Annotated in this window: 22 protein-coding genes; 9 read left to right on the top strand and 13 right to left on the bottom strand. The window is 70.3% G+C overall.

Features of this window, described 5'->3' with window-relative positions; translation table 11 throughout:
- The first annotated feature begins 32 nt into the window (after window positions 1-32).
- The 5 genes from KI385_RS01715 to KI385_RS01695 all read left to right on the top strand — a co-directional run bounded on the left by KI385_RS01715 (window position 33) and on the right by KI385_RS01695 (window position 3,974).
- Window positions 33-707 (top strand): urease accessory protein UreF, encoded by a 675-nt coding sequence (locus KI385_RS01715; RefSeq protein ID WP_238570459.1) that lies wholly within the window; start codon window positions 33-35, stop codon window positions 705-707.
- 39 nt (window positions 708-746) lie between these two features.
- On the top strand, window positions 747-1,439 hold the full coding sequence (gene ureG / locus KI385_RS01710; protein ID WP_238570458.1) for an urease accessory protein UreG: 693 nt from the start codon (window positions 747-749) through the stop codon (window positions 1,437-1,439).
- The gene (locus KI385_RS01705; RefSeq protein WP_238570457.1) at window positions 1,436-2,245 is read left to right on the top strand and encodes an urease accessory protein UreD; all 810 of its coding nucleotides are present in this window, start codon (window positions 1,436-1,438) and stop codon (window positions 2,243-2,245) included. Before ureG ends, KI385_RS01705 begins: the two co-directional genes overlap by 4 nt.
- 92 nt (window positions 2,246-2,337) lie before the next feature.
- Complete coding sequence (locus tag KI385_RS01700; RefSeq protein WP_238570456.1) at window positions 2,338-3,111, top strand: IclR family transcriptional regulator; 774 nt, start codon at window positions 2,338-2,340, stop codon at window positions 3,109-3,111.
- Window positions 3,108-3,974, top strand: a complete 867-nt coding sequence (locus tag KI385_RS01695; protein WP_238570455.1) for an SMP-30/gluconolactonase/LRE family protein — start codon at window positions 3,108-3,110, stop codon at window positions 3,972-3,974. The genes KI385_RS01700 and KI385_RS01695 overlap by 4 nt, the downstream gene beginning before the upstream one ends.
- 30 nt (window positions 3,975-4,004) lie before the next feature.
- On the opposite strand, the gene mmsB is transcribed toward KI385_RS01695, so the two are convergent.
- The 9 genes from mmsB to KI385_RS01650 all read right to left on the bottom strand — a co-directional run bounded on the left by mmsB (window position 4,005) and on the right by KI385_RS01650 (window position 15,448).
- Window positions 4,005-5,240: a multiple monosaccharide ABC transporter permease gene (gene mmsB / locus KI385_RS01690; RefSeq protein WP_238570454.1), complete on the bottom strand. Its 1,236-nt coding sequence runs from the start codon at window positions 5,238-5,240 to the stop codon at window positions 4,005-4,007.
- A gap of 10 nt (window positions 5,241-5,250) precedes the next feature.
- The gene (gene mmsA, locus KI385_RS01685) at window positions 5,251-6,786 is read right to left on the bottom strand and encodes a multiple monosaccharide ABC transporter ATP-binding protein (RefSeq protein WP_238577529.1); all 1,536 of its coding nucleotides are present in this window, start codon (window positions 6,784-6,786) and stop codon (window positions 5,251-5,253) included.
- 26 nt (window positions 6,787-6,812) lie between these two features.
- A complete protein-coding gene (gene chvE, locus KI385_RS01680; protein ID WP_238570453.1) occupies window positions 6,813-7,922 on the bottom strand; it encodes a multiple monosaccharide ABC transporter substrate-binding protein in 1,110 nt (369 codons plus the stop codon).
- A gap of 2 nt (window positions 7,923-7,924) precedes the next feature.
- Window positions 7,925-8,854, bottom strand: a complete 930-nt coding sequence (locus tag KI385_RS01675; protein WP_238577528.1) for a hypothetical protein — start codon at window positions 8,852-8,854, stop codon at window positions 7,925-7,927.
- A gap of 165 nt (window positions 8,855-9,019) precedes the next feature.
- On the bottom strand, window positions 9,020-10,066 hold the full coding sequence (locus tag KI385_RS01670; protein WP_238570452.1) for a zinc-dependent alcohol dehydrogenase: 1,047 nt from the start codon (window positions 10,064-10,066) through the stop codon (window positions 9,020-9,022).
- Window positions 10,063-11,223 (bottom strand): mandelate racemase/muconate lactonizing enzyme family protein, encoded by a 1,161-nt coding sequence (locus KI385_RS01665; protein WP_238570451.1) that lies wholly within the window; start codon window positions 11,221-11,223, stop codon window positions 10,063-10,065. The genes KI385_RS01670 and KI385_RS01665 overlap by 4 nt, the downstream gene beginning before the upstream one ends.
- Before the next feature lie 148 nt (window positions 11,224-11,371).
- Entirely contained in the window at window positions 11,372-12,664 is a 1,293-nt protein-coding gene (locus KI385_RS01660) for a nucleotidyl transferase AbiEii/AbiGii toxin family protein (protein WP_238570450.1), read from the bottom strand.
- 142 nt (window positions 12,665-12,806) lie between these two features.
- A complete protein-coding gene (locus KI385_RS01655) occupies window positions 12,807-14,168 on the bottom strand; it encodes a M64 family metallopeptidase (protein ID WP_238570449.1) in 1,362 nt (453 codons plus the stop codon).
- Between the two features lie 365 nt (window positions 14,169-14,533).
- Window positions 14,534-15,448, bottom strand: a complete 915-nt coding sequence (locus tag KI385_RS01650; protein WP_238570448.1) for an NADP-dependent oxidoreductase — start codon at window positions 15,446-15,448, stop codon at window positions 14,534-14,536.
- 213 nt (window positions 15,449-15,661) lie between these two features.
- Between KI385_RS01650 and KI385_RS01645 the strand changes: the two genes are divergently transcribed.
- Complete coding sequence (locus KI385_RS01645; RefSeq protein WP_238570447.1) at window positions 15,662-16,921, top strand: helix-turn-helix transcriptional regulator; 1,260 nt, start codon at window positions 15,662-15,664, stop codon at window positions 16,919-16,921.
- Window position 16,922: 1 nt separating this feature from the next.
- On the opposite strand, the gene KI385_RS01640 is transcribed toward KI385_RS01645, so the two are convergent.
- Window positions 16,923-17,276 (bottom strand): hypothetical protein, encoded by a 354-nt coding sequence (locus tag KI385_RS01640; RefSeq protein WP_238570446.1) that lies wholly within the window; start codon window positions 17,274-17,276, stop codon window positions 16,923-16,925.
- Between the two features lie 121 nt (window positions 17,277-17,397).
- On the opposite strand from KI385_RS01640, the gene KI385_RS01635 reads away from it, so the two are divergent.
- The gene (locus KI385_RS01635) at window positions 17,398-17,811 is read left to right on the top strand and encodes a hypothetical protein (RefSeq protein ID WP_238570445.1); all 414 of its coding nucleotides are present in this window, start codon (window positions 17,398-17,400) and stop codon (window positions 17,809-17,811) included.
- Between the two features lie 46 nt (window positions 17,812-17,857).
- Here KI385_RS01635 and KI385_RS01630 read toward each other — a convergent pair whose 3' ends face one another.
- Window positions 17,858-18,715 carry an endo alpha-1,4 polygalactosaminidase gene (locus KI385_RS01630; RefSeq protein WP_238570444.1) on the bottom strand — a complete coding sequence of 286 codons (858 nt, stop codon included), beginning with the start codon at window positions 18,713-18,715 and terminating at the stop codon, window positions 17,858-17,860.
- A gap of 226 nt (window positions 18,716-18,941) precedes the next feature.
- On the opposite strand from KI385_RS01630, the gene KI385_RS01625 reads away from it, so the two are divergent.
- Window positions 18,942-20,582 (top strand): hypothetical protein, encoded by a 1,641-nt coding sequence (locus tag KI385_RS01625; RefSeq protein WP_238570443.1) that lies wholly within the window; start codon window positions 18,942-18,944, stop codon window positions 20,580-20,582.
- A 95-nt stretch (window positions 20,583-20,677) separates the two neighbouring features.
- A complete protein-coding gene (locus KI385_RS01620; protein WP_238570442.1) occupies window positions 20,678-21,823 on the top strand; it encodes a hypothetical protein in 1,146 nt (381 codons plus the stop codon).
- Between the two features lie 191 nt (window positions 21,824-22,014).
- Here KI385_RS01620 and KI385_RS01615 read toward each other — a convergent pair whose 3' ends face one another.
- A complete protein-coding gene (locus KI385_RS01615) occupies window positions 22,015-22,839 on the bottom strand; it encodes a M55 family metallopeptidase (RefSeq protein WP_238570441.1) in 825 nt (274 codons plus the stop codon).
- Window positions 22,836-23,225 carry a 5-carboxymethyl-2-hydroxymuconate Delta-isomerase gene (locus tag KI385_RS01610; protein WP_238570440.1) on the bottom strand — a complete coding sequence of 130 codons (390 nt, stop codon included), beginning with the start codon at window positions 23,223-23,225 and terminating at the stop codon, window positions 22,836-22,838. Before KI385_RS01610 ends, KI385_RS01615 begins: the two co-directional genes overlap by 4 nt.
- Between the last annotated feature and the right edge of the window lie 38 nt (window positions 23,226-23,263).

Below are 23,263 nucleotides of genomic sequence, written 5' to 3'. Positions count from 1 at the left end.
GTGAGCCCGACGATGAGGAAAGGTGACCTCGGATGAGTCGCGCCGCGCTGTTCGTCCTGGCCGACGGCCGGTTCCCCGCCGGAGGGCACGCGCACTCCGGTGGAGCCGAACCGGCCGTGGCCGCGGGCCGTATCAAGGATGCGGATTCGCTGCGGGAGTTCTGCCGGGGGCGGCTGCACACCGTGGGCCTGGTCGCCGCGGCGCTGGCCGCCGCGGCCGCCGCGGGCCACGATCCGGTGGCGCTGGACGAGGCCGCTGACGTCCGTACTCCGGTGCCGGCGCTGCGGACCACCGCCCGCAAGCTGGGGCGGCAGATGATGCGGGCCGCCCGCGCGACCTGGCCGTCGGCCGAGCTGGATGCACTGGCCGCGGCCCGGCCGCGGGGCGCGCACCAGCCGGTGGTGCTGGGCCTGGCCGCGCGGTCGGCCGGGCTGGCGCCGCTGGATGCCGCATATGCGGTGGCGTACGAAACCGTCAGCGGGCCGGCCACGGCGGCGGTCCGGCTGCTGAGCCTGGACCCGTTCGACGCCACCGCCGTCCTCGCCCGCCTCGCCCCCGACCTGGACCGGACCGCCGCGGCGGCCACCGGGGCCGCCGCACGCATCCCCGAGGAGGGGATCGACGTACTGCCCGCCGCGTCCGCGCCGCTGCTGGACATCACCGCGCAGCAGCACGCCGCCTGGCCGGTACGCCTCTTCGCCTCCTGACCACCACCCCACGACACACGATGAAAGGCCGGAGTCCGTATGCACCTCGACCACGGAGAGACGTTCCCCGAGCGGCACACCTACAGTGCTGACCCCCGGCGCCCCGACGGCACCCGGCGGGCGCTGCGGATCGGCCTCGGCGGGCCGGTCGGCTCGGGCAAGACCGCGACCGTCGCGGCGCTGTGCCGGGCGCTGCGCGACGAGCTGTCCATCGCCGTCGTCACCAACGACATCTACACCCGCGAGGACGCCGAATTCCTGCTCCGCGAGGCCGTACTGCCCGCCGAGCGGATCACCGCCGTCGAGACCGGCGCCTGTCCGCACACCGCCATCCGCGACGACATCTCCGCCAACCTCGAAGCCGTCGAGGACCTGGAGGACGCCGTCGGCCCGCTCGATCTGGTCCTCGTGGAGTCCGGCGGCGACAACCTGACCGCGACCTTCTCCAAGGGGCTGGTCGACGCCCAGATCTTCGTGATCGATGTCGCCGGCGGTGACGACATCCCCCGCAAGGGCGGACCCGGCGTCACCACATCCGACCTCCTCGTCATCAACAAGACCGACCTCGCTCCGTACGTCGGCTCCGACTTGGAGGGCATGGCGCGCGACGCCAAGGCACAGCGCGGCGAACTCCCCGTCGCCTTCACCTCCCTCAAGACCGAGGGCGGTGTGAAGCCGGTCGCCGACTGGGTCCGCGAACGCCTCGCCGACTGGAGCGCGGGTCCCGCATGACCCTCGCGACCCCGGAAGCCGGGCCGGCCCCCCGTCGGACTGCCGTCGGCGTGTGTGCCACCGCTCGCATCCAGGCGGCGGTCAGGGGCGGCACCACCACGCTGCCCGTCCTGGACGGCGAGGGGCCCTTCGAACTGCGGCGTCTGCGCTCACGCGGGACCGAGGCGCGGGTGTGCGTCGTCGGTGCCATGAGCGCCCCCCTCGGCGGCGACCGGCTGCGGATCGAAGCCGCCGCAGAGCAGGGCGCGGCGCTGCACATCACCTCCGCCGCCGCGACCCTCGCCCTGCGGGGCCGGACCTCCGAGCATGCCACCTACGACGTGCGGCTGACCGTAGGGGAGCAGGCGCAGCTCCACTGGCTCCCCAAGCCGTTGATCTGCGCGGCCGGCAGCGATCTGCGCCAGACCTGGACCGTCGACCTGGCGCCCACCGCACGGCTCGTACTGCGTGAGGAACAGGTCCTTGGACGCGCGGGTGAGCCGCCGGGCCATGTGGCGAGTCGTCTCACCGTCCGACGCGGTGGGCGCACTCTGCTGGACCAGCAGGCCGCATACGGTCCGGGCGCACCCGGCTGGGACGGCCCGGCCGTTCTCGCGGGCCATCGCGCGGTCGGGCAGCTCCTGATCGTCGACCCGGCCTTCGAGGAGACGCCCCCCGAAGTCCACCTGCTGGGCGGCGCTCCGGAAGGCGGCCAGGCCGTGTTGGCTCCGCTTGCCGGCCCTGCCGCGCTGGTCACCGCCGTCGCCCCGGACGGCCTTCGCCTGCGTCACCTCCTTGACGAGGCACACCGGCTGCGGCATCGCTGACCATTGCCCGGTGCGTGCGTCGCGCCTAGGCTCTGTTCGCGATACCGGTAGACGGCCGGGATATCGAACGAGACGGTGAGGGGCGAGGGCACATGGGGCGGCTCGTACCGGCGGTGACGCGCGCGCTGGACATACTGGAACTCTTTCTGCAGCAGGGCGGCGCGCTCTCCGCGCCCGACATCACCCGCAAGCTCGGACTGCCGCGCACCACCGTGCATGAACTGATCACCACGCTCGTCGCACGCAACTACCTCGTCCCGGTGCCCGAGCAGCCCGGGCACTACCGGCTCGGGGTACGTAACTACCAGCTGGGCAGCCGGTACGCCGAGCAGCTCGATCTCGCCGCGGAGGGACAGCAGGTGGCTCGCACGGTCGCCGAAACGTGCGGCGAGACCGTCCATGTCGCCCTCCTCGAAGGCGCCGATGTCATCTATGTCGCCAAGGTGGACAGCAGACACGCGGTGCGGATGGTCTCGGCCGCGGGGCGGCGGCTGCCCGCGCACTGCACCGCGGTCGGCAAGATGCTGCTGGCTTCGTTGCCGGAGGGTGAGGTGGCGGAACTGCTGCCGGAGGAGGGGGAGTTGGTGGCGATGACGTCGCACAGTCTCACCTCCACCGACGCGTTGCGGGCACAGCTCGTCGAGATCCGCGGGCGCGGTGTGGCGGTGGAGCGACGGGAGTCGAACCCGGATGTGAGCTGTGTGGCCGCGCCGGTGCGGGACTCCGCGGGACGGGTGGTGGCGGCGCTCAGCGTGTCGGTGCCGATGATCCGCTGGAGTGAGGAACAGCGCCTGGAGTGGGAGGAGTTGGCGCTCAAGGGCGCCGGCGATCTGTCCGCGCGGCTCGGGTACCGGGGGCGGTCATGAGCGCGGGGTGGGAGGTGGCGGTGGCCGAGCCCGCGTGGCTCGGTGAGGGACCCACTTGGGACGCGCGGGCCGGCCGGCTGATCTGGGTGGACATCCTTTCCGCCCGGGTCCACACCTTCACCCCGGCCACCGGCCGCCGTACGGTCATGGCCACCGAACAGCATGTCGGCGCCGCCAAGCCGCGCGCCGGCGGGGGAGTGGTGGTGAACCTCCGTGACGGAGTGGGGTGTTACGACGCCTCCGGCGCGTTCTCCTGGTTGTGCCGGGAGCCGGTGCCGGGCCGCCGGGGCAACGACGCGGCCGTCGCGCCGGACGGCTCCCTGTGGGCGGGCACCATGCGCTACGACGAGAGCGCGGGCGGCGGCACACTGTCCCGGGTCGCGCCGGACGGCACGGTGACAAGGATCCTCCCGGACGTCACCGTCAGCAACGGCATCGGCTGGAGTCCCGACGGGCGGCTGATGTACTACATCGACTCACCGACGCGTCGGGTCGATGTCTTCGATGTCGACGACAAGGGGTTGGTACGGGGCCGCCGTCCCTTCGCGCGGATCTCGGAGTCCGAGAGCAGCGCCTCGACGGCGGGCTTTCCGGACGGGCTGACCGTCGACGCGGAAGGTGGTGTGTGGGTGGCGTTGTGGGACGGGGCCCAGGTGCGGCGCTACGCCCCCGACGGGTCGCTCGACCGCGTTCTGCGACTGCCGGTCGGCCGCCCCACCGCCTGTGCCTTCGGCGGGGCGGCGCTCGCGGACCTCTATGTCACCACGGCCCGTGGGGGCCCGGGCGGGTCGTCGCTCGGCGGGTCCCTGCTCGTCGTCCCCGGGGCGGGACGTGGTCTGGCGCAGCCGGAGTTCGCCGGGTGAGCTGCCCGTAGGAAAGGTGGGGTCACCCCCTCATGACCCCACCTTGCGCTTGTTCCAGACGTCGAAGCCGACCGCCGCCAGCAGCACCAGTCCCTTGATGACCTGCTGGTAGTCGGTGCCGACGCCGACCAGGGACATGCCGTTGTTGAGCACGCCGAGCACCAGGGCGCCGATGATGGCGCCGAGCACGGTGCCGACACCGCCGCTCATCGACGCACCACCGATGAACGCGGCGGCGATCGCCTCCAGTTCGAAGTTGATGCCGGCCTGTGGAGTGCCCGCGTTGAGGCGTGCGGCGTAGACGCAGCCGGCCAGCGCCGCCAGCACCCCCATGGTGACGAAGACCCAGAAGGTGACCCGCTGGTCCCTGACGCCGGAGAGCTTGGCCGCGGCCTTGTTGCCGCCGAGCGCGTACATATGCCGGCCGACGACCGCGTTGCGCATCACAAAACCCAGCCCGATCAGCAGGGCGCACATGATGAGCAGCACCACCGGGACGCCGTGGTAGCTGGCCAGCGTCAGCGTGAAGGCCACCACGGCCGCGACGATCGCGGCGCACTTGAGCAGCCAGATGCCGAACGGCAGCACATCGAGTTCGTAGGCCAACTGGCGTCGGCGGTCCCGGTGTTCCTGGAACAGGACGAACGCGATGACGAGCAGGCCGATGGCGAGCGTCGGGTTGTGGTACTGGGTGTACGGGCCCATCTCGGGAAGGAATCCCTGGGCGATGTCCTGGAAGGCGCCGGGGAACGGGGCCAGCGACTGCCCCTCCAGCATGATCTGCGTCGCGCCGCGGAAGAGCAGCATCCCGGCGAGCGTCACGATGAACGACGGTATGCCGACATAGGCGATCCAGAAGCCCTGCCAGGCCCCGGCGACCGCGCCGATCAGCAGCGAGAGCACCAGCGCCAGGACCCAGGGCATATCGTGCTTGACCATCATCACGGCCGCCGCGGCGCCCACGAACGCGGCCAGCGAACCGACCGACAGATCGATATGGCCCGCGATGATGACGATCATCATGCCCATGGCCAGGATCAGGATGTAGCTGTTCTGCTGGACGATGTTGGAGACGTTGTTGGGCAGCAGCAGTGTGCCGTCGGTCCAGATCTGGAAGAGCACGACGATCAGCGCCAGCGCGATGATCATGCCGTACTGCCGCATATTGCCGCGCACCGTGTGCAGCAACAGTGCGCCGGCCGACGGGCCGAGGCCGCCGTCGGGCGACGGGGCGGCGGACGGGGACGGTTCGGTTGCGGTGGTCATCGGGCGGCCCTCAGCTCTTGTCCGTGGTCATATGGCGCATCAGCAGTTCCTGGGTCGCATCCGCACGGCCGATCTCGCCGGTCAGCCGGCCGGCGGCCATCGTGTAGATGCGGTCGCACATGCCCAGCAGCTCGGGCAGTTCGGAGGAGATGAACACCACGGCCTTGCCCCGGGCGGCCAGTTGGTTGATCACCATGTAGATCTCGTACTTGGCGCCCACATCGATGCCACGGGTCGGCTCGTCCAGGATCAGCACCTCGGGATCGGGATGGATCCACCTGCTCAGCACGACCTTCTGCTGATTGCCGCCGCTGAGCCGGCCGACCGGCTCGAAGACGGTGGGCGCCTTGATGCGCATCGAGATGCGGTAGCGCTCGGCGACCCGCCGCTCCTCGTGCTGGTCGACGAGGCCGCGCCGGGCCAGTTGGGGCAGGGAGGCGAGCGAGATATTGCGATGGATGGTGTCGAGGAGGTTCAGGCCGTAGGTCTTGCGGTCCTCGGTGACGTACGCCAGGCCGTGCGCCATCGCCTCCGGGACGCTCCGGCAGACGATCTCCCGGCCGCCGAGGCGTACGGTGCCGCCCGCGTACCGCCCGTAGGCGCGGCCGAAGACGCTCATGGCCAACTCGGTACGGCCCGCGCCCATCAGGCCCGCGATCCCGACGATCTCCCCGCGTCGTACGGACAGCGAGACATCGTCGACGACCTTGCGCTGCTGGTCGATGGGGTGGTGGACGGTCCAGTTCGCCACGGCGAGCACCGTCTCACCCGCGTCCGCGCCCTCGTAGCGGGTCCGCTCGGGAAACCGCTGGTCCAGTTCGCGGCCGACCATGCCCCGGATGATGCGGCCCTCGGAGAGCTCCGGTTCCGCGCCGGGCCGCTCGCGTACGGTCAGGCTCTCGATCGTGCGGCCGTCCCGCAGCACGGTGACGGTGTCCGCGACCCGCCGGATCTCGCCCAGCTTGTGCGAGATGATGATGCAGGCGATGCCCTGGGCGCGCAGTTCCAGGATCAGATCGAGGAGGTTGGCGCTGTCCTCGTCGTTGAGCGCGGCGGTCGGCTCGTCGAGGATCAGCAGCCGTACCTCCTTGGACAGCGCCTTGGCGATCTCGACCAACTGCTGCTTCCCGACCCCGATATCGGCGATCCGGGTCTGCGGCTTCTCCCCGAGCCCCACCCGCTTCAGCAGCGAGGCGGCCGCGCGCAGGGTCTCGTTCCAGCTGATGACGCCGCGCCGGGCGCGTTCATTGCCCAGGAAGATGTTCTCCGCGAGGGACAGATACGGGATGAGCGCCAGCTCCTGGTGGATGATGACGATGCCGCGGCGCTCGCTGGCGCGGATGTCCCGGAACGCGCAGGGTTCGCCCTCGAAGAGGATCTCGCCCTGGTAGCTGCCGTGCGGATACACACCGCTGAGGACCTTCATCAGGGTCGACTTGCCCGCGCCGTTCTCCCCGCAGATCGCATGGATCTCCCCGGCGCGCACGGACAGCTCCACCCCCGACAGGGCCGTGACGGCGCCGAAGGTCTTGGTGATCCCGCGCATCCGCAGTACGGGGGTGCCCGGCGCGCTCACCGCAGATCACCGGCCTTGAGGTACCCGTCCTTCACCAGGAGCTCAGTGTTGCTCCTGTCGATGCTGACCGGGTCGAGAAGGAAGGCGGGCACGACCCGCGCGCCGTTGTCGTAGGTCTTGACGTCGTTGACCTCGGGCTTTCGGTGGTGCAGTGCGGCGTCGCTCATCAGCACCGCCTGCCGGGCGAGCTTCCGGGTGTCCTTGTAGACGGTCTGCGTTTGCTGGCCGGCACGGATGGACTTGATGGAGGCCAGCTCCGCGTCCTGGCCGGTGACGACCGGATACGGCTTGTCGGCCGACCCGTAACCGACGCTCTTGAGCGCCGAGATGACACCGATGGAGATGCCGTCGTACGGGGACAGCACCGCGTCCACCTCGGCATCGCCGTAGTTCTTGCTCAGCAGATCGTCCATCCGCTTCTGCGCCGTACCGCCGTCCCAGCGCAGCGTGGTGGCCTGGCTCATCTTCGTCTGCCCGCTGCGCACGTTCAGCTGCTTGCTGTCCAGATACGGCTTGAGCACGGAGAGGGCGCCGTTCCAGAAGTACTTGGTGTTGTTGTCGTCGGGCGACCCGGCGAACAGCTCGATGGTGACCTCCCGGTCCTTGTCCCGGTCGAGGTGGAGCTTGTCGACGATGTACTGCCCTTGGAGACGGCCGACGCGCGCGTTGTCGAAGGAGGCGTAGTAGTCGACGTTCGGGGTGCCGAGGATGAGGCGGTCGTAGGAGATCACCGGGATGCCGGCCTCCTTGGCGCGACGCAGCACATCCGTGAGCGCCGAGCCGTCGATCGCCGCGATGACCAGCAGCCGGTGGCCCTTGGAGATCATGTTCTCCAGCTGGGCGACCTGGTTCTCGACCTTGTCGTCGCCGTACTGCAGATCGGCCGTGTACCCCTTCGCCTCGAACTGCCTGGCCATGTTCCTGCCGTCGGCGATCCAGCGCTCGGACGACTTGGTGGGCATGGCGATGCCGATGGTGCCGCCGGCGGCTCCTGCGGGCCGATAGCGGCTGCCGCCCTTGGCTTCCTGGCCGCAGGCGGTCAGCGAGACGGTGAGCGCGATGCCGAGGACACCGGCGCACGCACGGTGAACTGTGCGGGTACGCATGGTCAGTTGCTCCTCTCGGGGACGGGGAAGCGGCGGAGTTCGCCCGGGAGCCGTGCGCCGGGCGGCGACATCCGCCCGTCGGCGCCGAGCCGGGCGAGCAGATCCAGCACCAGCCGGCCGCGCCGTACCCGCTCGCGTGCGGTGGCCAGTGCCGTCTCGCGCAGCTGCGCGCCGTAGGGGTAGAGGCCGGGGGAGCGGCTGAGCCCGAACTTCAGATAGAGGGGTGCGCCGCGGCGGATCAGCTGTGCCGCGTCATACATCCGGACGTATCCGCCGAGGTCGTCGGGGGCCTCGACATAGAAGTCCATCGGCGCCCGCGAGACCCGCCGGATCTGGGTCAGATGAGCCAGCGTCAGATCGGAGGGGATGTTCAGGGAATCGGCGCCGAGCCGTTCGTAGAGCTCGTACGTGGCGGGGTTGACCGGTCCGATGAGCGCGGAGACCTTGAACGTGGTGTCGGCGGGCAGGGTGCCGTTCATCCGCAGCCGGTGCAGCAGCCACAGCACACCCTCGTCGGCGACGAGCAGACAGCGCACGCCCAGCGCGGTGGCGCGCAGCGCGTCCTCGACACAGCCGGCCACCGCCTCCTGGCCACGGGCCCGCAGCCCCGCCCCACCGGAGTCGGAGCGGGTGGCGCCACCGATGTCCCAGGTGCCCCGCGGGCCGGTGAACAGGCAGAGTTCGGTGTCCTGTGCCGCGCAGGACTCGACCATCTCGGTGATATTGGCGTCGGTGAGCATCCAGACGCCGCTGCCCTGGCTGATGCGGTGGATGGGCACGTCCAGGCGGCCGGCCTCCTTGAAGACGGTGGCCAGCGCCTCGGGCCCTTCGACGGAGGGGATCTCGGTGCGCCAGGTACCGCCGTCGGGAAAGGCGTACGGCGAGGTGTCCGCGGGATCGTCGGCAGGTGCGGCGTGTCCCAGCGCCGCCAGGACGGAGGCGGCGGGGAGACGGGGGGCGGGCGTCGCGGCGGGAGGGGCCGGGGAGGGGGATGCGGACAGGTCGATCAACGGAACTCCTCATTCAGCGTTCGAGATATCGGACGTTGTTCGGAAGTGCTGGCGTGCCTGGGCGCCGGCGTACCCCGCAGCGACTTCTCACCCCGACGGGCGCAGCAGCACCTTGCCCACCGCCGGATCGCCGCCGCCGACCAGCGCGATGGCCTCGGCGTACCGCTCCAGCGGAAACTCATGGGTGATCAGCGGTGCCGGATCGAGCAGGCCGGTGGTGAAGGCCCGGACGGCATGTGTCCAGGCGGCGGACGGTGCGCCGAACACGCTGTAGACAGTGATCTGACTCATCGCCAGATGGATCGGGTCGATACCCCGGGCGCCCGGCGCGGGCAGGCCGACCAGGACGACCCGCCCTCCCCTGCGGGCCAGTTGGGTCGCGACCGCGGCGGTATCGGGCGCTCCCGCGGTCTCCACGACCAGATCGAAGCCACCGGGCGGCCCGTCGGCCTCCTCGGGCGTACGGACCTGGGTCGCGCCCAGTGGTAGAGCCTGCTCGGCGCGCGCCCGGCGCGGATCGATGACGACCAGCTCGGCAGGTGTCGAGGCGGCCAGGAACTGCACCGCCAGCAGACCCAGCGTCCCCGCACCCACCACCGCGATACGTTCCCCCGGTACGGCACCGGCCATCAGGGCCGCCGAGGCGGCCACCGCCGACGGCTCCAGCAGCGCGGCCGCCCGCAGGTCCGCATCGTCCGCCAGAGGGTGCAGAAGCCGGGCCGGCACGACGAGCGTGTCCGCGAACGCTCCGGGCCGGGTGAAGCCCGTCTCGTCGTACCCGGCCGTGCACAGTGAGGTGTCCCCGGCCCGGCAGCGGTCGCAGATCCGGCAGTTGCGAAAGCCCTCCGCGACGACCTTGCGGCCGGTCAGTGCGGCCGGCACACCGGCGCCGACATCCTCGACGGTGCCCGCCCACTCATGGCCCGGCACGACCGGGTAGCGGACGTACGCCGCGGGTCGGGTGCCGTCGTGCACCTCACGGTCGCTGCCGCAGATACCGGCGGCCACCACCCGCACCAGCGCCTCACCGGGGCCGGGCGGCGGCGTCGGCGCCGTGACGAGGCGGTGGTGGCCGGGCCGGTCGACGACGAGCGAGCGGGTGCGGGACCCCGCGACGGCGGTTTTGGCCCTCACCGGCCGGCCCCCGCCGGGTCACGGCGCTCCCAGCCCTCGGCCCACAGATCGAACCGGGCCTGCTGCTGGGGAAATTCGGCCGCCGCGTCGGTGTCCAGCTCGACACCGAGTCCGGGCGCGTCGGGCAGCGTGAAGTAGCCGTCCACGACCTGTGGTGCGCCCTTGACCACTCGCTTGATCTCGGCGTCCGCGAAGTCGTTGAAGTGCTCCAGCACCTTGAAGTTCGGTGTGCAGCCCGCCAGTTGCAGCGACGCGGCGGTGAGCACCGAGCCGCCCACGTTGTGCGGAGCCACCAGCACGTAGTGCGTTTCGGCGGTCGCCGCCAGCTTGCGGGCCTCCAGGATGCCGCCGATGTGCCCCAGGTCCGGCTGGATGATGTCGGCCGCCTGGGACTCGAACAGTTCACGGAACTCGATCCGGTCATGGATGCGTTCACCGGTCGCGATCGGTGCCGTCACCTTGCCGGCGACCTTCGCCAGCGCCTTGAGGTTCTCCGGGGGCACCGGCTCCTCCAGCCAGGCCGGATCGAAGGGCGCCAGCTCGTGGGCCAGCCGTACGGCCGTCGCCGGGCTGAACCGGCCGTGCATCTCCAGCATCAGCTCGCAGTCCGGTCCGATCGCGTCCCGTACGGCCTCGATCAGTGAGACCGCGGAGCGCGTCGCCGGGGGATCGAGTTCATGGTGCCCGGTGCCGAACGGGTCGATCTTCAGCGCCCGGTAGCCGCGGTCCACGACCCTGCGGGCCGCCGCGTGATACGCCTCCGGGGTGCGTTCGGTGGTGTACCAGCCGTTGGCGTACGCCTTGACGCGGTCGGTCACCCGGCCGCCGAGAAGCTGCCACACCGGGACGCCGAGCGCCTTGCCCTTGATGTCCCAGCAGGCCATCTCCACACACGCGATACCGGACATCACGATCTCCCCGGCCCGCCCGTAATCGCCGTACTTCATACGGCGCACCAGATCCTCGACCGCGAACGGATCCGAGCCCACGACGTGGTTCGCCTCGGCCTCCCGCAGATAGCCGAGCAGCGCATCGGTACGGCCCAGCATCCGCGTCTCGCCGACGCCCGTCAGACCCTCATCGGTGTGGACCTGGACATAGGTCAGATTGCGCCAGGGGGTTCCGACGACATGCGTGCTGATACCGGTGATGCGCACGGGAGTTGCCCCTTCGTCGTGTTCGAAATTTCGTCACACGTTCGAAATGTTGGCGAGACCGTAATGACCGTGCGCAAGCGGTGTCAATGGCCGTGCGCAAGCGGTGTCAATGGCCGTGCGTCAGGGCATCGCGTCACGGCCCGAAACGTCAGTGCAGCTCATCGACGACCGCGGGCCACCACCGGGGGTTCTCCCGCCAGACCCGCCACCTGTCGTGACCAGCAATGACGACACCCAGCGCGTCCTCCACGCCGAGGGCCTGACGCCCCACCACCTCACGCACGATCACGACGGTCGCCAGCAGGCCCTCCCAGCCACCGCCCGCAAGATGCCCGAGGACGGCCAGAGGATCGGCTGCGGCCGCCCCGCGAGTGGACTCCACCAACGGGCGCAGCCACCGGACCCATCGGTCATAGACACACTCGCCGGGGGGTTCCGCCACAGCGAGCAGCGGTGCCAACGCATGTCCGAGCCGCTCCCGGTAGCTGTCGGCGGTGCCCGTCACCCAGGGACAGTCGGCGGTGAAGTGTTCCCAGTCGTCCGCCACCCGCAAGGTGTCGATCCACCAGGAGCCGGCCGGCCGCAGCCCATCGACCCCGCCGAGCACGAAGGCGTCCCGCACCAGCTCGTAGGGCGGTGGGGTGTGCTCGGCCAGCAGCACCGCGTCGTAGAGGTCCTTGCCCTGCGGATGGAAATCGGTGACCAGCCAGAGCAGTTTCCAGGCCAGTGACAGGGCGGGGGAGGCGGCCAGAACGCGGCAGTCGGGACCGTCGCCCAGCGGCCGCAGCGCGGTGAGCTCGGGCGGGGCCGGCAACGGCTCGTGGAACACCACATCGAGCTGAACGGTGCCGCCCGCGGTCCCCGGTGCCGTCCAGGGAAGCAGCATCCGGCGGCCGGGCACCCGCTCGTACGTCCAGATGTCCTCGGTCACCATGCCGGCCGCGTCGATCCGGACCGGGCCGCCGTCACTCGCCGCTGCCGCATCCCGTGCGATCCCCTCGAACAGGCCCGCCGTACGAGGCCCGTCCATCGCCCAGTCCTGCGGGACGACGACGAAATCCAGGTCGCCCGGGTCCCGGGCCGCATCCCGGAACCAGGTAGCCATCAGCACACTGCCGCGCAGAACCAGATGCCGTGCCCAGGGCCCGTTGGCGATCGCGGCGAGCACCACATCCAACGCGGTCCTCCGGGCCCGATGCCAGGCCCGGCCCGACGCCTCGTCCTCGAAGCGGGGCTCGCCCGCCCGGTAGGCGCGGGAGAACTGCTTGAGGGCGGGATCGAAGACCGCCGGCCGGCTCATCCCGTGCGGCGTCGGCAGCAAGGTGCGCGGCAGGCCCTTCCGGAGCCGGGTCTCCTCGTCGAGAGGGGCATGAGGGATGCCGGAAGTGCCGGGCCACGGCCCTTCCCAGGCACCGGCGTCGTCCTGAGCGGGCGGCGTCATCGTGCGGGCTCCTTGGTGATCAACCTCCAGGCCGAGGTGGATGGTGTGGAGGCTACCCGGTCACCGGTGCGCGCCGTGTGCCGGTACCGGGCGGGTGCGCTGACCGGCCCGCCCGGTACCGGGGGAGTGTGCGAGCGTCCCGTTACGGGGCGATCCGCCAGGTCAGCGATCCGGACAGCTTCTTGCGCAGTGCCGGGTCACGGACCGCGTCCGTACGGTCGGTGGCGCGGGCCGTGATCCGGTGGGCGCGGCCGTCGGCAGGGACACCGAGGGTGCGCGGAACGATCGAGGCCTTGCCCCGAGCGGCCTTGCGCTCACGGCCGTCGACGTACCACCTCACCTGCGCGGAGCCGGGCACGGTGACCCGGATGCGGTCCCCGCGGGACAGCTTGTGATCGGTGGCGACCGGGCTGCTCAGCACGCTCGCCCACCGGTAGAAGCCCGCGATCATCGCCTCCCGGCCGGGAAGGTTGAACTCACGGCCCAGCGACCGCATGATCGAGTTCTCCGTGGGCCGGTTGAGCCCGTACTGGTAGTAGCCGCCGCCCTCGAACGCGCCGACCGTGCCGCCGTCCGGCGACTGCTGACCGATCCAGCGGTACCACTTCTGCTGCTGGGCGGTCATCTGGTCGGCGGAGAGCGTGGTGATGTTGGACTGGGTGGGCTCCGGACCGGAGTAGGTGCCGGACTGACCGTAGTCGTACTCGTCGGCGAGCTTGCCGAGCGAATGACCGGTCTCGTGCACCGCGATCTGGTCGGACTGGTCGTTGTCGGAGGAGGCGGTGGCGATCCCGTCGTAACCGACCTGCGAGGAGATGTCGTTGTAGCCCGCGCCACCGTACTTGGTGGAGTTGGAGAGCATGACGACGAGGTCGGCGGCCGGGGCCTTGGAGGCGTACGACTCGACCTTGCCGGTGTCGACGCAGAGCAGTCGCTCGGTGCCTTCGCAGAAGAACGCGGAGTCGAGGGCGGTGTCGCGGACCACGTCCTGCGTCGGGTCACCGGAGACACCGGACTCGTTGGAGACGGCGTCAACGGCCCAGACGTTGAACAGGCCGGAGTACGAGGCGTACGGCTCCACGGCGCTGATCTTGGCCCACTTGGCGCGGACGTCGGCGTGGAAATCCTCCTGCTGGGCGGCGGTATAGCCGTCCCCGACGAAGACGACATCGAGCTTCGAGCCGACGGGCCCGTTCTGCACGATCGAGGTGACATCGCCGTCGGAGGCGATCGCGGACCTGGCGGCCTTGGTGAGCGGCGGCGAGACCGGCACGGTGGTCTGCCGGGGGTGACCGTTCGCACCGGTGAAGTACTCGACCTTCTGGGTGCGTTGGTCGTGCTTGGGCGGGGCCGCAGTGGCGCCTTGAGCCGTGGCCGCGATGGTGGTCGTGGCCGCCAGCGCGGCCACGGCCAGGCCGGCGGCGACGCCGGTACGTACGGAGATCCGTTTGGAGGGGCGTATGGAGCTGTCTGTGGAAGCACTTGTGGAGGTGCGTCTGAACATGGGGGGTCCTCCCGAAGCCCGCCGCCGAGCGGCGAGTTGAGCGAATTCAAGCGCGCTCAACGTAGAGGCTCCAGAGGATCAAGGCAATGGAAGGTGCAGAAGTGCAGCTACCTCAACATCCTCGACCCACGCCGACGTTGCGATGGATATTGTGTGCGCGACGAGGCGGTGACCGCCGCTTCGAAGGCAGCGGGGGAAGAGAGACTCTTCTTTCGGCGTCGTGTCGACGGCGTTCGCCCCGGACAATGTCACCGTCGCCGGTGGCTGCGACGACCACCGGATACGGCTGTGGAAGACGGACAGCTGAGGGAGGGCGCGGGCGCGGGTGTCCATGCCCCCGCCCGCCTCCCCGCCGCCGCGCGGCTTCAGATCTCGATGACGAGCTTGCCGCGTACGTGACCCGCCTCGCTCAACTCCTGTGCCTTGGCGGCGTCGGCCAGCGAGAAGGTCTCGACGACCGGTACGGTCAGCCTCCCCTCGACGGCGAGCCGGGCGTGCGCCGCCAGGCCCGCCCGGACCTGCTCCGACGGCGTACCACCCGAGGAGAACGGCACGCCGTGATCGGCCGCGTTCGGGTCGGCGATGGTGACGATGCGGTCCGTCGTCCCGCCGCGCAGCACGATCGAGACCGGTAGCGCGTCCTGCCCGGCCGCGTCGAAGACCGCGTCGACACCCTGCGGGGCGGCCGCCCGGACCCGGTCGGCGAGACCCGCTCCGTACGCCACCGGAACCGCACCCAGCGTGCGCAGGAAGTCGTGGTTGGCCGGGGACGCCGTGCCGATCACCGTCGCGCCCAGGGCCACCGCCAGCTGGACGGCGACCTGGCCGACCGCGCCGGCCGCACCGTGCAGCAGCAGGGTCTCGCCCTCCTTCAGGCCCAGCAGATCCAGGACGCGTTGCGCGGTCTCACCGGCGATGGGAAGGGTCGCCGCGGCCCGGAAGGAGAGCTCGGCGGGCTTGGGCGCGATGTCACCCGCGAGGGCGTACTCCGCGTATGCGCCTGTCTTGGTCCAGCCGAAGACCTCGTCGCCGACGGCCGTATCGGTGACACCCTCGCCGACCGCGTCCACGACCCCTGCGAACTCCAGCCCGGGCACCGCGGGAAACGTCGTCGGGTAGAACTGCTCCACCCATCCGTAACGCCGCTTGTAGTCGAGCGGATTGACGCCGACCGTCACCACCTTCACCCGCACTTCGCCCGGGCCGGGCACCGGCTTGTCGGTGTGCCCGAGGGCGAGCACGTCCGTGCCACCGAATTCGTTGTAAATGATCGCCTGCATATCGGTCTCCCCGCTGAATGCGCAAAATGTGTCGGAAGTCGTGGAAGTCGTGGAAGTCTTGGAAGTCGTGGAAGCCAAGGAGGTCTTGGACGTCTCCGAAGTGATGGCTTCAGCTTTGTCCTTGAGGGGTCGGGTGGCCGCCAGCCATCCGGACAGTCCCACCTGGCCGAAAGGCCAGCGCCGGCCCCGGCGACCGTGGTTAGGCTGAGGCACATGGAGTTGACCGGATCCGTGCCCGCCCTGACCGCCGCATACGAGGTGATCCGCCAGCCGCTGGGCGAGATCCTGCCCCGCCTTTCCACAGTCCTGGCCGGACTGGTCCCGCATCGGGCAGTGGCCGAACTCTCCACCCACTGCGCCCACTCACCGTTCAAGACCTACGGCGATCCGGAGATCATCGGCCGGCTCTCCACCGCCGACCTGACGCCCCTGCTCGCCTCGGGCACCCCCGGCCGCCCGTGGCAGGGCACCCTCACCCTCGCCGGCGCCGAGCGGCCCGTATTCGTCGCGACGAGCCATGCGACGCCCCGGGGCGCCGTCCTGCTGCTGGTACGGGAGGGCGACGCCGCGCCCGTCGACGAGAGCGCCACAGCCCTGATACAAGCGCTGTGGGACGTGGTCACCAGCCATTTCGACCGGCTGGCGGAGGAGGCCATGCCCGGCGCGCTGGCCCGCTCGCGGACCGCCGCCGGGACCCGGGCCCGGGTGATCGCGGAGCTGGGCGAGGCGTACTCGGCAGCGCTCACCGCGCTGCTGGGTGTCCTGCGCAGCCGCACCCTCGACGATGCGGCGGCCCGCGCCACCGCCACGGATCTGGCGGTCTCGGCGCTGGTGGAGCTGCGTGCGGAGGCGGAACGGGACCAGGAGATCGCCGAGGAGCCGGCCGGCCAGGCCTTCGCGCGGCTCGCCGATTCGCTCCGGCCGCTCGTGCGCTACAGCCCCGTACGGCTGGAGCTGGGCGCGCCCGACTCCACCCGGACGGTGGCCGCCGACGTGGCGCACACCGCGCGAGTGATCGTCCGGGCGGTGCTCATGAAGGCCCTGGAGCAGGAGACGGTGAGCCGCGTCCACGTCGGCTGGCAGCTCACCGATGACGAACTGCGCGTGACCGTACGGGACGACGGGCCCGGCACACTCAGCCACTGCGATCTGGCCCCCGGCCGGGTCAAGGAACGACTCGACGTACTGGACGGACGGTTGGACGTCGACGCGGTGCCCGGGTGGGGCACCACGGTGGCGGCGGCCATCCCGCTGCGGGTGTCCCAGGACCCGGCACCCGACCCGCTCATCGCCCTGGGCGAGCGGGAGTTGCAGGTGCTGGCCCGGCTCGCGCTCGGCCAGCGCAACCGGGCGATCGCGCAGGAACTGCACATCAGCGAGTCGACGGTGAAGTTCCATGTCGCCAAGATCCTGACCAAGCTCGGCGTCGAATCGCGCGGCGAGGCGGCGGCGCTCTTCCACGCAGTGGCGTAGATCAGGCGTCGTCACGCCCCACGAGCGCATCGAAGAGCGGCCAGCCGTCCAGCTCCTTCTCCGTGGAGGTGGTCGGCAGTTGGCCGCTCGATGCCACCTCGTCGAAGAGCCGGCGGACGGTGCCGGGCTCGTGGAGATTGAGCACCGCACGACGGTCGCCGACCCCGCCCGAGTGCAAGAGGCCATCGGGGACGAGGCGCCCCGGGCGGGCCCGGAAGACGATCCGCAGGGTTGCCCGCGTGGCGTCGTGGTGGAGGGACAGAATTTCGCGGCATTCGGGGTGCCGGTGGCGGACCGACCACAGCCAGGTCTCCTCGCCGACGACCAGACGGCGGAGTTGATGCGTTTTCCTCACGCGCCCGAGAGTACGGGAGCCCGCTGCTCCCGGCCCGCGGTTTGAACGGCGGCGGCCGGCTTCCCGTATCTCTCCATATCCGTGCCCCGTGGGGCATCGGTCCACGACGTGAGGAGCGCTCATGACTGACCCCGGTATCCCGCAGCTCCAGGCCCTGCCGGACGGAGACGCCGAGCTCTCGCTGGTGGTGCGTCTGCAGTGGGAGGATGTCGCCGCGCTCGGTCAGGAGGCCGCCCGGCTCGCCGCCCGGTTGAAGCGCCCGGTGACGCTGGACGAGGCCGCCGGTCAGCGGTTGCGCATCCGGCAGCCCGCGCCCCGGGCCACAGCCGTGGCGCAGGAGCGTGCCCAGCCCGCGCCCCGGGCCACAGCCGTGGCGCAGGAGCGTGCGCAGCCCGCCGTGGCGTCCACGACCGTGGCGCAGGAGCGTGCCCAGCCCGCTGTGGCCTCCGCGACCGTGTCGCCGCTGCCCGCCCGCTCCCCGCAGGAACAGGCCCGGCAGGCGATAGAGAAGATCAACGGGACTGCCGGTTCATGAGACGGCGTGTCCGCCGGCGGGTTGCGGCGCCGCCGGAGCGGAGTGGTCAGCAGCGCTGGTCGACATGGCCGGCGCTGCCCGCCGGGCGGACATCGCGATCGCGCAGGGTGAGGGAGAGGCGCTTGCCCCAGGCGCGGCAGGCGGCGGCGAAGTCCTTTTTCTCGTACTCGATGACAAAGACCCTGTTGGCGTAGGCGTCCGCGAAATCGCCGCATTCCTGGTAGTGGGCGCATTCTTCGACGACGGCGAAGTCGAAGCCGATGCTGTGGCGCCGGGGCAGCAGATCGGTGGTGTTCTTCTGGGCGACGGCCAGCTGTCGCTGGTGGGCGCGGCGGGTCAGGAGTTCGGCGAAGGCCGCCGCATGCTGTGCGGTGAGCCTGCCGTGGGACCGTTCGTAGGAGTCGAGGTTGTCGGGTTCCACGGCGTCATAACCCGCCTTGGCGCAGCCGTCGATCCAAGGGCCGATGATGTCCATGAGAGCTGCTCGTTTGGCGGCGGTGGAGATATCGAGCAGGGGCTCGTCCCAGTCCTGGTCGATGACGGGATTTCCGCGCTCGTCCCGCAAAAGGAGCTCGGGGTGGCGGTCTTTCCAGGTGCCGGTGTCGTCGGGCTGTGCCTGGAAGGCATTGACGTAGCAGATGTTGTAGAGGCCGGGGGCGGTCTCGGCCGTGCGGTCGCGGGAGACCGCCCGGACCGTGTCCGGTGGCGGATACGGGCCGCCGAGCTGATAGTCGAAGGCCGCGTTGGCGGCCGGCGGCCGTACGGCGGTCGGGGCAGTAGCCACCTGCGACGGCGCCGGAGTCCCGGGGCCGGCGTCCTGCGGGGAGCGAGCGGCGGAGCACGCCGAGCTGAGCGCCGCGACCAGGACGAAGGTGCCGACGGCGAGGGGGCGTAGAGGATGCACGGGCAGAGCTTATAGTTCGCATTTCATCCGGTGCGGAGCCGGCCATCGGGCCGGCCTGCCCGCCGCGGCGGCGCTCATTGGGCCGTTTACGCGCAATTTCTCATACCGCACGCCGTCAATGTCGAAAATGCACGCCGGGATTTGATGGTCTTTCCTGGGAGTGCGGTCCTCGTGGGGAAACGCTCCCGCAGTTTCCCGAAACCGAGCAGGCGGCGAGAGGACGGGAATGCCCGAGGAGTTTTCGGAACGGCGCCGGGCCACGGCCTGGCTGCAACGCCCTGCCGGACTGTTCGCGCAGGAGCACGTCGAGGACGACCTCGGGGCCGGACATCCCGCCCTCCGGGCCGCCCGGCTCTACCGCAGGGTGAGCGGAGTGGACCGGCACGCCAGAGAGGTGGGCCCGGAGGAACTCGCCGCCCTGGGCGACCCCATGGCCACCCTCTTCTTCCGGCGGAACGTCTTCCCGATGGCCGTACAGGACCTGCTGGACGGGCTGCCCGATGCGCCCGATCAGCCCAAGGTGTACCTGATCAGCGAGGCGGGGACGATCCCGTCGGTCAGTGCACCGAACCTCCGGCGCGACATCCGCTTCGCCATCACCTACGCCGTGCGGGGCACCGAAGCGGACCTGATGATCAGCACCGGCGCCAACAGCGACCCCCGGACGACCTTTCTGCAGGTCGCCGCCTGGGACGACACCCACCAGGTCTTCAACTACTACATGCGGATCGCCCCGGCCTGGGTGTGGACCGGCAACTCCTGGGACGCGCTGGCGCCCGGCTCCCGCGGCAGAGGCTGCTTCGACAGCCACATCAACGGCAGTGTCGTGATGAAGGAACTGAAGCAGCCGTGGCCCGGCTGGCAGTCCCAGTCGGCCGCCATCCAGCTGGCCGAGGACGACCCGCTGCGCGACAACCCGCTGTACCAGCGTGTGATCGGCGCCGAGAACCTGGAGTCGACCATCCGGTCGCAGATCAACCGGTGGACCCGGGCCCGGCTGCGCGCGGTCACCGCCGACGGCACCGTGCAGCACCCGGACCATCTCCTGCGCCAGCTGTTCACCACAACGGCCGTCAATCTCACCAGCACCGCCACACAGAGCGCGAGCATCCGCCCCGGCGACGACCCGCTGCCGCTGCCGATGGGGTTCTGGCTGAACAACGACGCGCTGCTCGACGACCTCGAACTGGAGGTGGAGGCCGCCGTCCCGGCCACGACCACCGCCCGCTACGCGCACAGCCTTGAGACATACGGGTTCCGGCTGGAGGAGAAGGCCAGCGGCTTCAGCCGGCCCGGGGACACATTCTTCGCCTTTGTGGTGCCCGAGGCGGCCCTGGAGGACAACACCGTCGTACGAGTGCTGTGCGAACAGGGCCTGATCTCACGGAAGTTCGCGGCCTGCGTGCTGATGGTCGACTTCCCCAACCCCGTCTTCAGCCCCGACCGCGCCCGGCTGATGCGGTACGTGCCCACCACGGCGACCGCCGCCGACGCCCTCGGCGCCCAGCTCGCGCACCGCATCCTGGACGCCGCCGCCGAACTGCCCGCCGACAGCCCCGAGGGCCGCTTCGCCGCGCACTGGAGCCGCCCCGATGCCACCTGGCGCACCGACTTCTCCCGGCGGCTCACCGACTACCTGGAGAAGATCCAGCAGCGGATCACCACCGAAGAAGGCTTCGACGACTACGTCCGACTGGCCGAGTCACGCCGCAGACGGTTCAAGGCCATGAAGCTCAACGAATTCGAGCTGACGCTGCCGACCACCGACATTCCCGCCACCGCCGCACAGCTGCGGATGCGTGAAGACGCCACCGTGGAAGAAGCCGAGGCGGAAGAAACCACCGTGGAAGCCGCCACCGGGCAATAGGCCACCGAAGAACAGGCCACCGAAGAACAGGCCACCGAAGAACAGGCCACCGAAGAACAGGGCCACCACGACCGCACAGACCGAGGAGCACCGCCATGACCACCCTCAGCAGCTATTCACCGCCCGGAGGACTGACCGACCTCAGCGACTTCGGCCGCAAGGCATGGGACGTTTTCGTCTCCGACAACGTCGACTTCGCCATCAAGGGCCCCGACCCCGGCCAGGTGCTCCACGACGGTCCGCGATCGCAGTTCTACAACCTCACCAAGACCGATACCGCCGCCGACGCCCGGACGGCGACCGTCAGCTGGACCGCGTTCCCCCGCATCCTCAAGGTCCACTCGACCTCCGACACTCAGCGCTGGAAGAAGGCCGAGGCCAGCCGCAAGGCCCAGGACGAATACTGCGAGTGGAGCGTCACCCGCAAGGACGGCAAGATCACCAGGGCCACCTTCACCTGCGAGAGCCCCGAGTACTGGGACGTCCTGGCGAAGACCGGCCCGGAGACCGTCCTCCGCCTCTACCGCCGGTTCATCAGCCCCGACGTGCAGGAAAGCGATCTGTTCGTCAACGGCGTCTACGACCGCTCCAACAAGTGGAACAACACCACCGCGCAGGGCGCCATGCACCTCATCCAGAAGAACAACACCCTGGCCGCCGAGATCGAACTGGCCGCCGCGGCCACCATCCGCCGGGTGATCGACGGCACCGAGCTCACCGCCGAACAGGAGCTCGTCAAGTGCAGCGACTACGGCCAGGCCGAGCGCAACAGTGACCCCCACATCGGCGGGTCGGTGAACGCCCTCGCCCGTCAGAAGGCCTCGATCAGCCTCACCGACCCCGTCGGCCTCTACTTCGACGGTCTCTCCACCGAGGGCTGGGCCGCCCCCGACGGCTCCGACCCCCAGAGCTACTGGACCTACGAGCGCGGCGACACGGAGCACCGCGTACGCGCCGTCTACGAGGTCCCCGCGAGCAAGAACTTCACCGTCGGCGACATCACCATCAACGGCAGGCCCATCGAGTACGGCGCCCAGATCGCCGACTTCGTCACCATCAAACTCACCGCCGTCGCCTGCCGCTTCGGCCGGTCCACCACCGAGCCGCAGACCGCCTGCAAACAGGTCGCCACCACCGAACTCGCCCGCCCGGAGCACGCCTTCGTGGCCAGCGCATTCTCGGCCTACGGCTACCTGGGCACCGCACCGGAACGAGCCCTGCGGCCGACTCGTAACGCCTGACGCCGCGATATGCCTGACCATGGTGCGGCGACCGAGGCCGGCCGGACCCGAGGCCGTCACCCCGGCGGGCCCGCTTCTGGCGGGCGATACTGCCGGTCGCCCCCTGGGTGCTGAGCTTCGGCCTGGCCGGTCGGCGGTGCTGGGCCGCGCCGCCTTCGTGCCGCTGAACCGCGGCGAACGCCGACCCGCTCTCACTCCGCGATGCCCCGGGTGAGCAGCACCACGGTGACGAAGGTCCGGTACAGCCGGATCGCGTCCTCGTCGCTGACCCGCACCGTCAACTCATCGGCCCGCTCCACCCTGTTGATCCATGTCGCCATCTCGGCGAGGTCCGCGTTGCGGAAGCGGATGGTGAGCGTGGCAGGCAGTTCGATCGAGGGCGGCACGGCATCCGGCAGCCGCAGGACCGCTTCGCGGGCCGCCTCCCTGATCACCTCGCGCGCCTGCTCCGGGTGCAGGCTGTCCGCCGCGAAGCGCGAGACCGAGGTCTTGACCACCGCGGCACGGATGCCCGGACAGAACGGCTCGATCTCCTCGCCGGTCGTCCGGTCACCCGTGATCAGGACCACCGGCACCCCGTGCCCGAGCGCGACCAGGGCGTTGATCCCGCTCTCGCCCGCAGGCGTCCCGTTCAGCCACACCCCGGCGATCGCCCGTGGGTTGTAGGTGTGCGAGAGCACCGAGGGGGCACCGCCCATCGACCCGTGGTATGAGACGAAGAAAACCCCGTCGAACGAGGCGTCGAGGCCCTGCATCATGTAGAGCGGCTTGTGACGGCCGGACAGGTACCGGGCGCGGCCCGCGAGCCGGTCCGGCCGGAGGTTGGCCATTGCCGAATGCGAGTCGTTGACCAGGAATTCGCTCGCGCCGGCGGCCATCGCGCCCTCGATCGCGGCATTGACCTCTTCCTGGAGCAGATCGCGGAAGTACCCGTACTGGGAGCCCGACGGTCTGCACTGGTCCCAGTCGACGACCCCGGCGGTGCCCTCCATGTCCGACGAGACAAAGATCTTCACAGTGCTCCCGATGCCCCGGGGGCGGCGGGGGCGACATGTTTGCTGTAGGCCGCACCGAGTTCGGTCACATCCACGGATGCATGGACCGCCGTGCCGGGCACGGACGCCGTATGGCTGCGCACCAGCTCCAGGACGGCCTGGCTCAGCGCGGACCTGGTCTCCGTCGTACGGCCGGGCAGGATCGCGAACTCCACGTGGATCAGGGCCTGTTCGGGCTCGCCGTGTCCGATGACGGCCTCGTCGACGCACCGGAAGCGTGTCTTGCAGCTTTCGATGGGGATGCCGTCGACCGTCTTGGCGGCCAGTGAGTGAAGTTCGAGCGCGAAGCGACGACGATCGAAGGACCCTTGCAGCGCTTCGTCGTACTCGACGAGGATGTGCGGCATTCTCTCTCCCGGTTCGGACGGTGTGTTGCTCAGGCATT

The organism is Streptomyces inhibens (genome assembly GCF_022221585.1).
GTDB classification, from domain to species: Bacteria; Actinomycetota; Actinomycetes; order Streptomycetales; family Streptomycetaceae; genus Streptomyces; species Streptomyces inhibens.
This window is presented reverse-complemented; position numbering and strand designations above follow the sequence as displayed.

What these genes read in the sequence shown, in the direction of transcription:
- KI385_RS01650 (WP_238570448.1), bottom strand. Translation starts at nt 15,448, where the DNA reads ATGCAGGCGATCATTTACAACGAATTCGGTGGCACGGACGTGCTCGCC.
- KI385_RS01655 (WP_238570449.1), bottom strand. Translation starts at nt 14,168, where the DNA reads ATGTTCAGACGCACCTCCACAAGTGCTTCCACAGACAGCTCCATACGC.
- KI385_RS01715 (WP_238570459.1), top strand. Translation starts at nt 33, where the DNA reads ATGAGTCGCGCCGCGCTGTTCGTCCTGGCCGACGGCCGGTTCCCCGCC.
- mmsB (WP_238570454.1), bottom strand. Translation starts at nt 5,240, where the DNA reads ATGACCACCGCAACCGAACCGTCCCCGTCCGCCGCCCCGTCGCCCGAC.
- mmsA (WP_238577529.1), bottom strand. Translation starts at nt 6,786, where the DNA reads ATGCGCGGGATCACCAAGACCTTCGGCGCCGTCACGGCCCTGTCGGGG.
- KI385_RS01695 (WP_238570455.1), top strand. Translation starts at nt 3,108, where the DNA reads ATGAGCGCGGGGTGGGAGGTGGCGGTGGCCGAGCCCGCGTGGCTCGGT.
- KI385_RS01635 (WP_238570445.1), top strand. Translation starts at nt 17,398, where the DNA reads ATGACTGACCCCGGTATCCCGCAGCTCCAGGCCCTGCCGGACGGAGAC.
- ureG (WP_238570458.1), top strand. Translation starts at nt 747, where the DNA reads ATGCACCTCGACCACGGAGAGACGTTCCCCGAGCGGCACACCTACAGT.
- chvE (WP_238570453.1), bottom strand. Translation starts at nt 7,922, where the DNA reads ATGCGTACCCGCACAGTTCACCGTGCGTGCGCCGGTGTCCTCGGCATC.
- KI385_RS01610 (WP_238570440.1), bottom strand. Translation starts at nt 23,225, where the DNA reads ATGCCGCACATCCTCGTCGAGTACGACGAAGCGCTGCAAGGGTCCTTC.
- KI385_RS01660 (WP_238570450.1), bottom strand. Translation starts at nt 12,664, where the DNA reads ATGACGCCGCCCGCTCAGGACGACGCCGGTGCCTGGGAAGGGCCGTGG.
- KI385_RS01620 (WP_238570442.1), top strand. Translation starts at nt 20,678, where the DNA reads ATGACCACCCTCAGCAGCTATTCACCGCCCGGAGGACTGACCGACCTC.
- KI385_RS01700 (WP_238570456.1), top strand. Translation starts at nt 2,338, where the DNA reads ATGGGGCGGCTCGTACCGGCGGTGACGCGCGCGCTGGACATACTGGAA.
- KI385_RS01705 (WP_238570457.1), top strand. Translation starts at nt 1,436, where the DNA reads ATGACCCTCGCGACCCCGGAAGCCGGGCCGGCCCCCCGTCGGACTGCC.
- KI385_RS01645 (WP_238570447.1), top strand. Translation starts at nt 15,662, where the DNA reads ATGGAGTTGACCGGATCCGTGCCCGCCCTGACCGCCGCATACGAGGTG.
- KI385_RS01625 (WP_238570443.1), top strand. Translation starts at nt 18,942, where the DNA reads ATGCCCGAGGAGTTTTCGGAACGGCGCCGGGCCACGGCCTGGCTGCAA.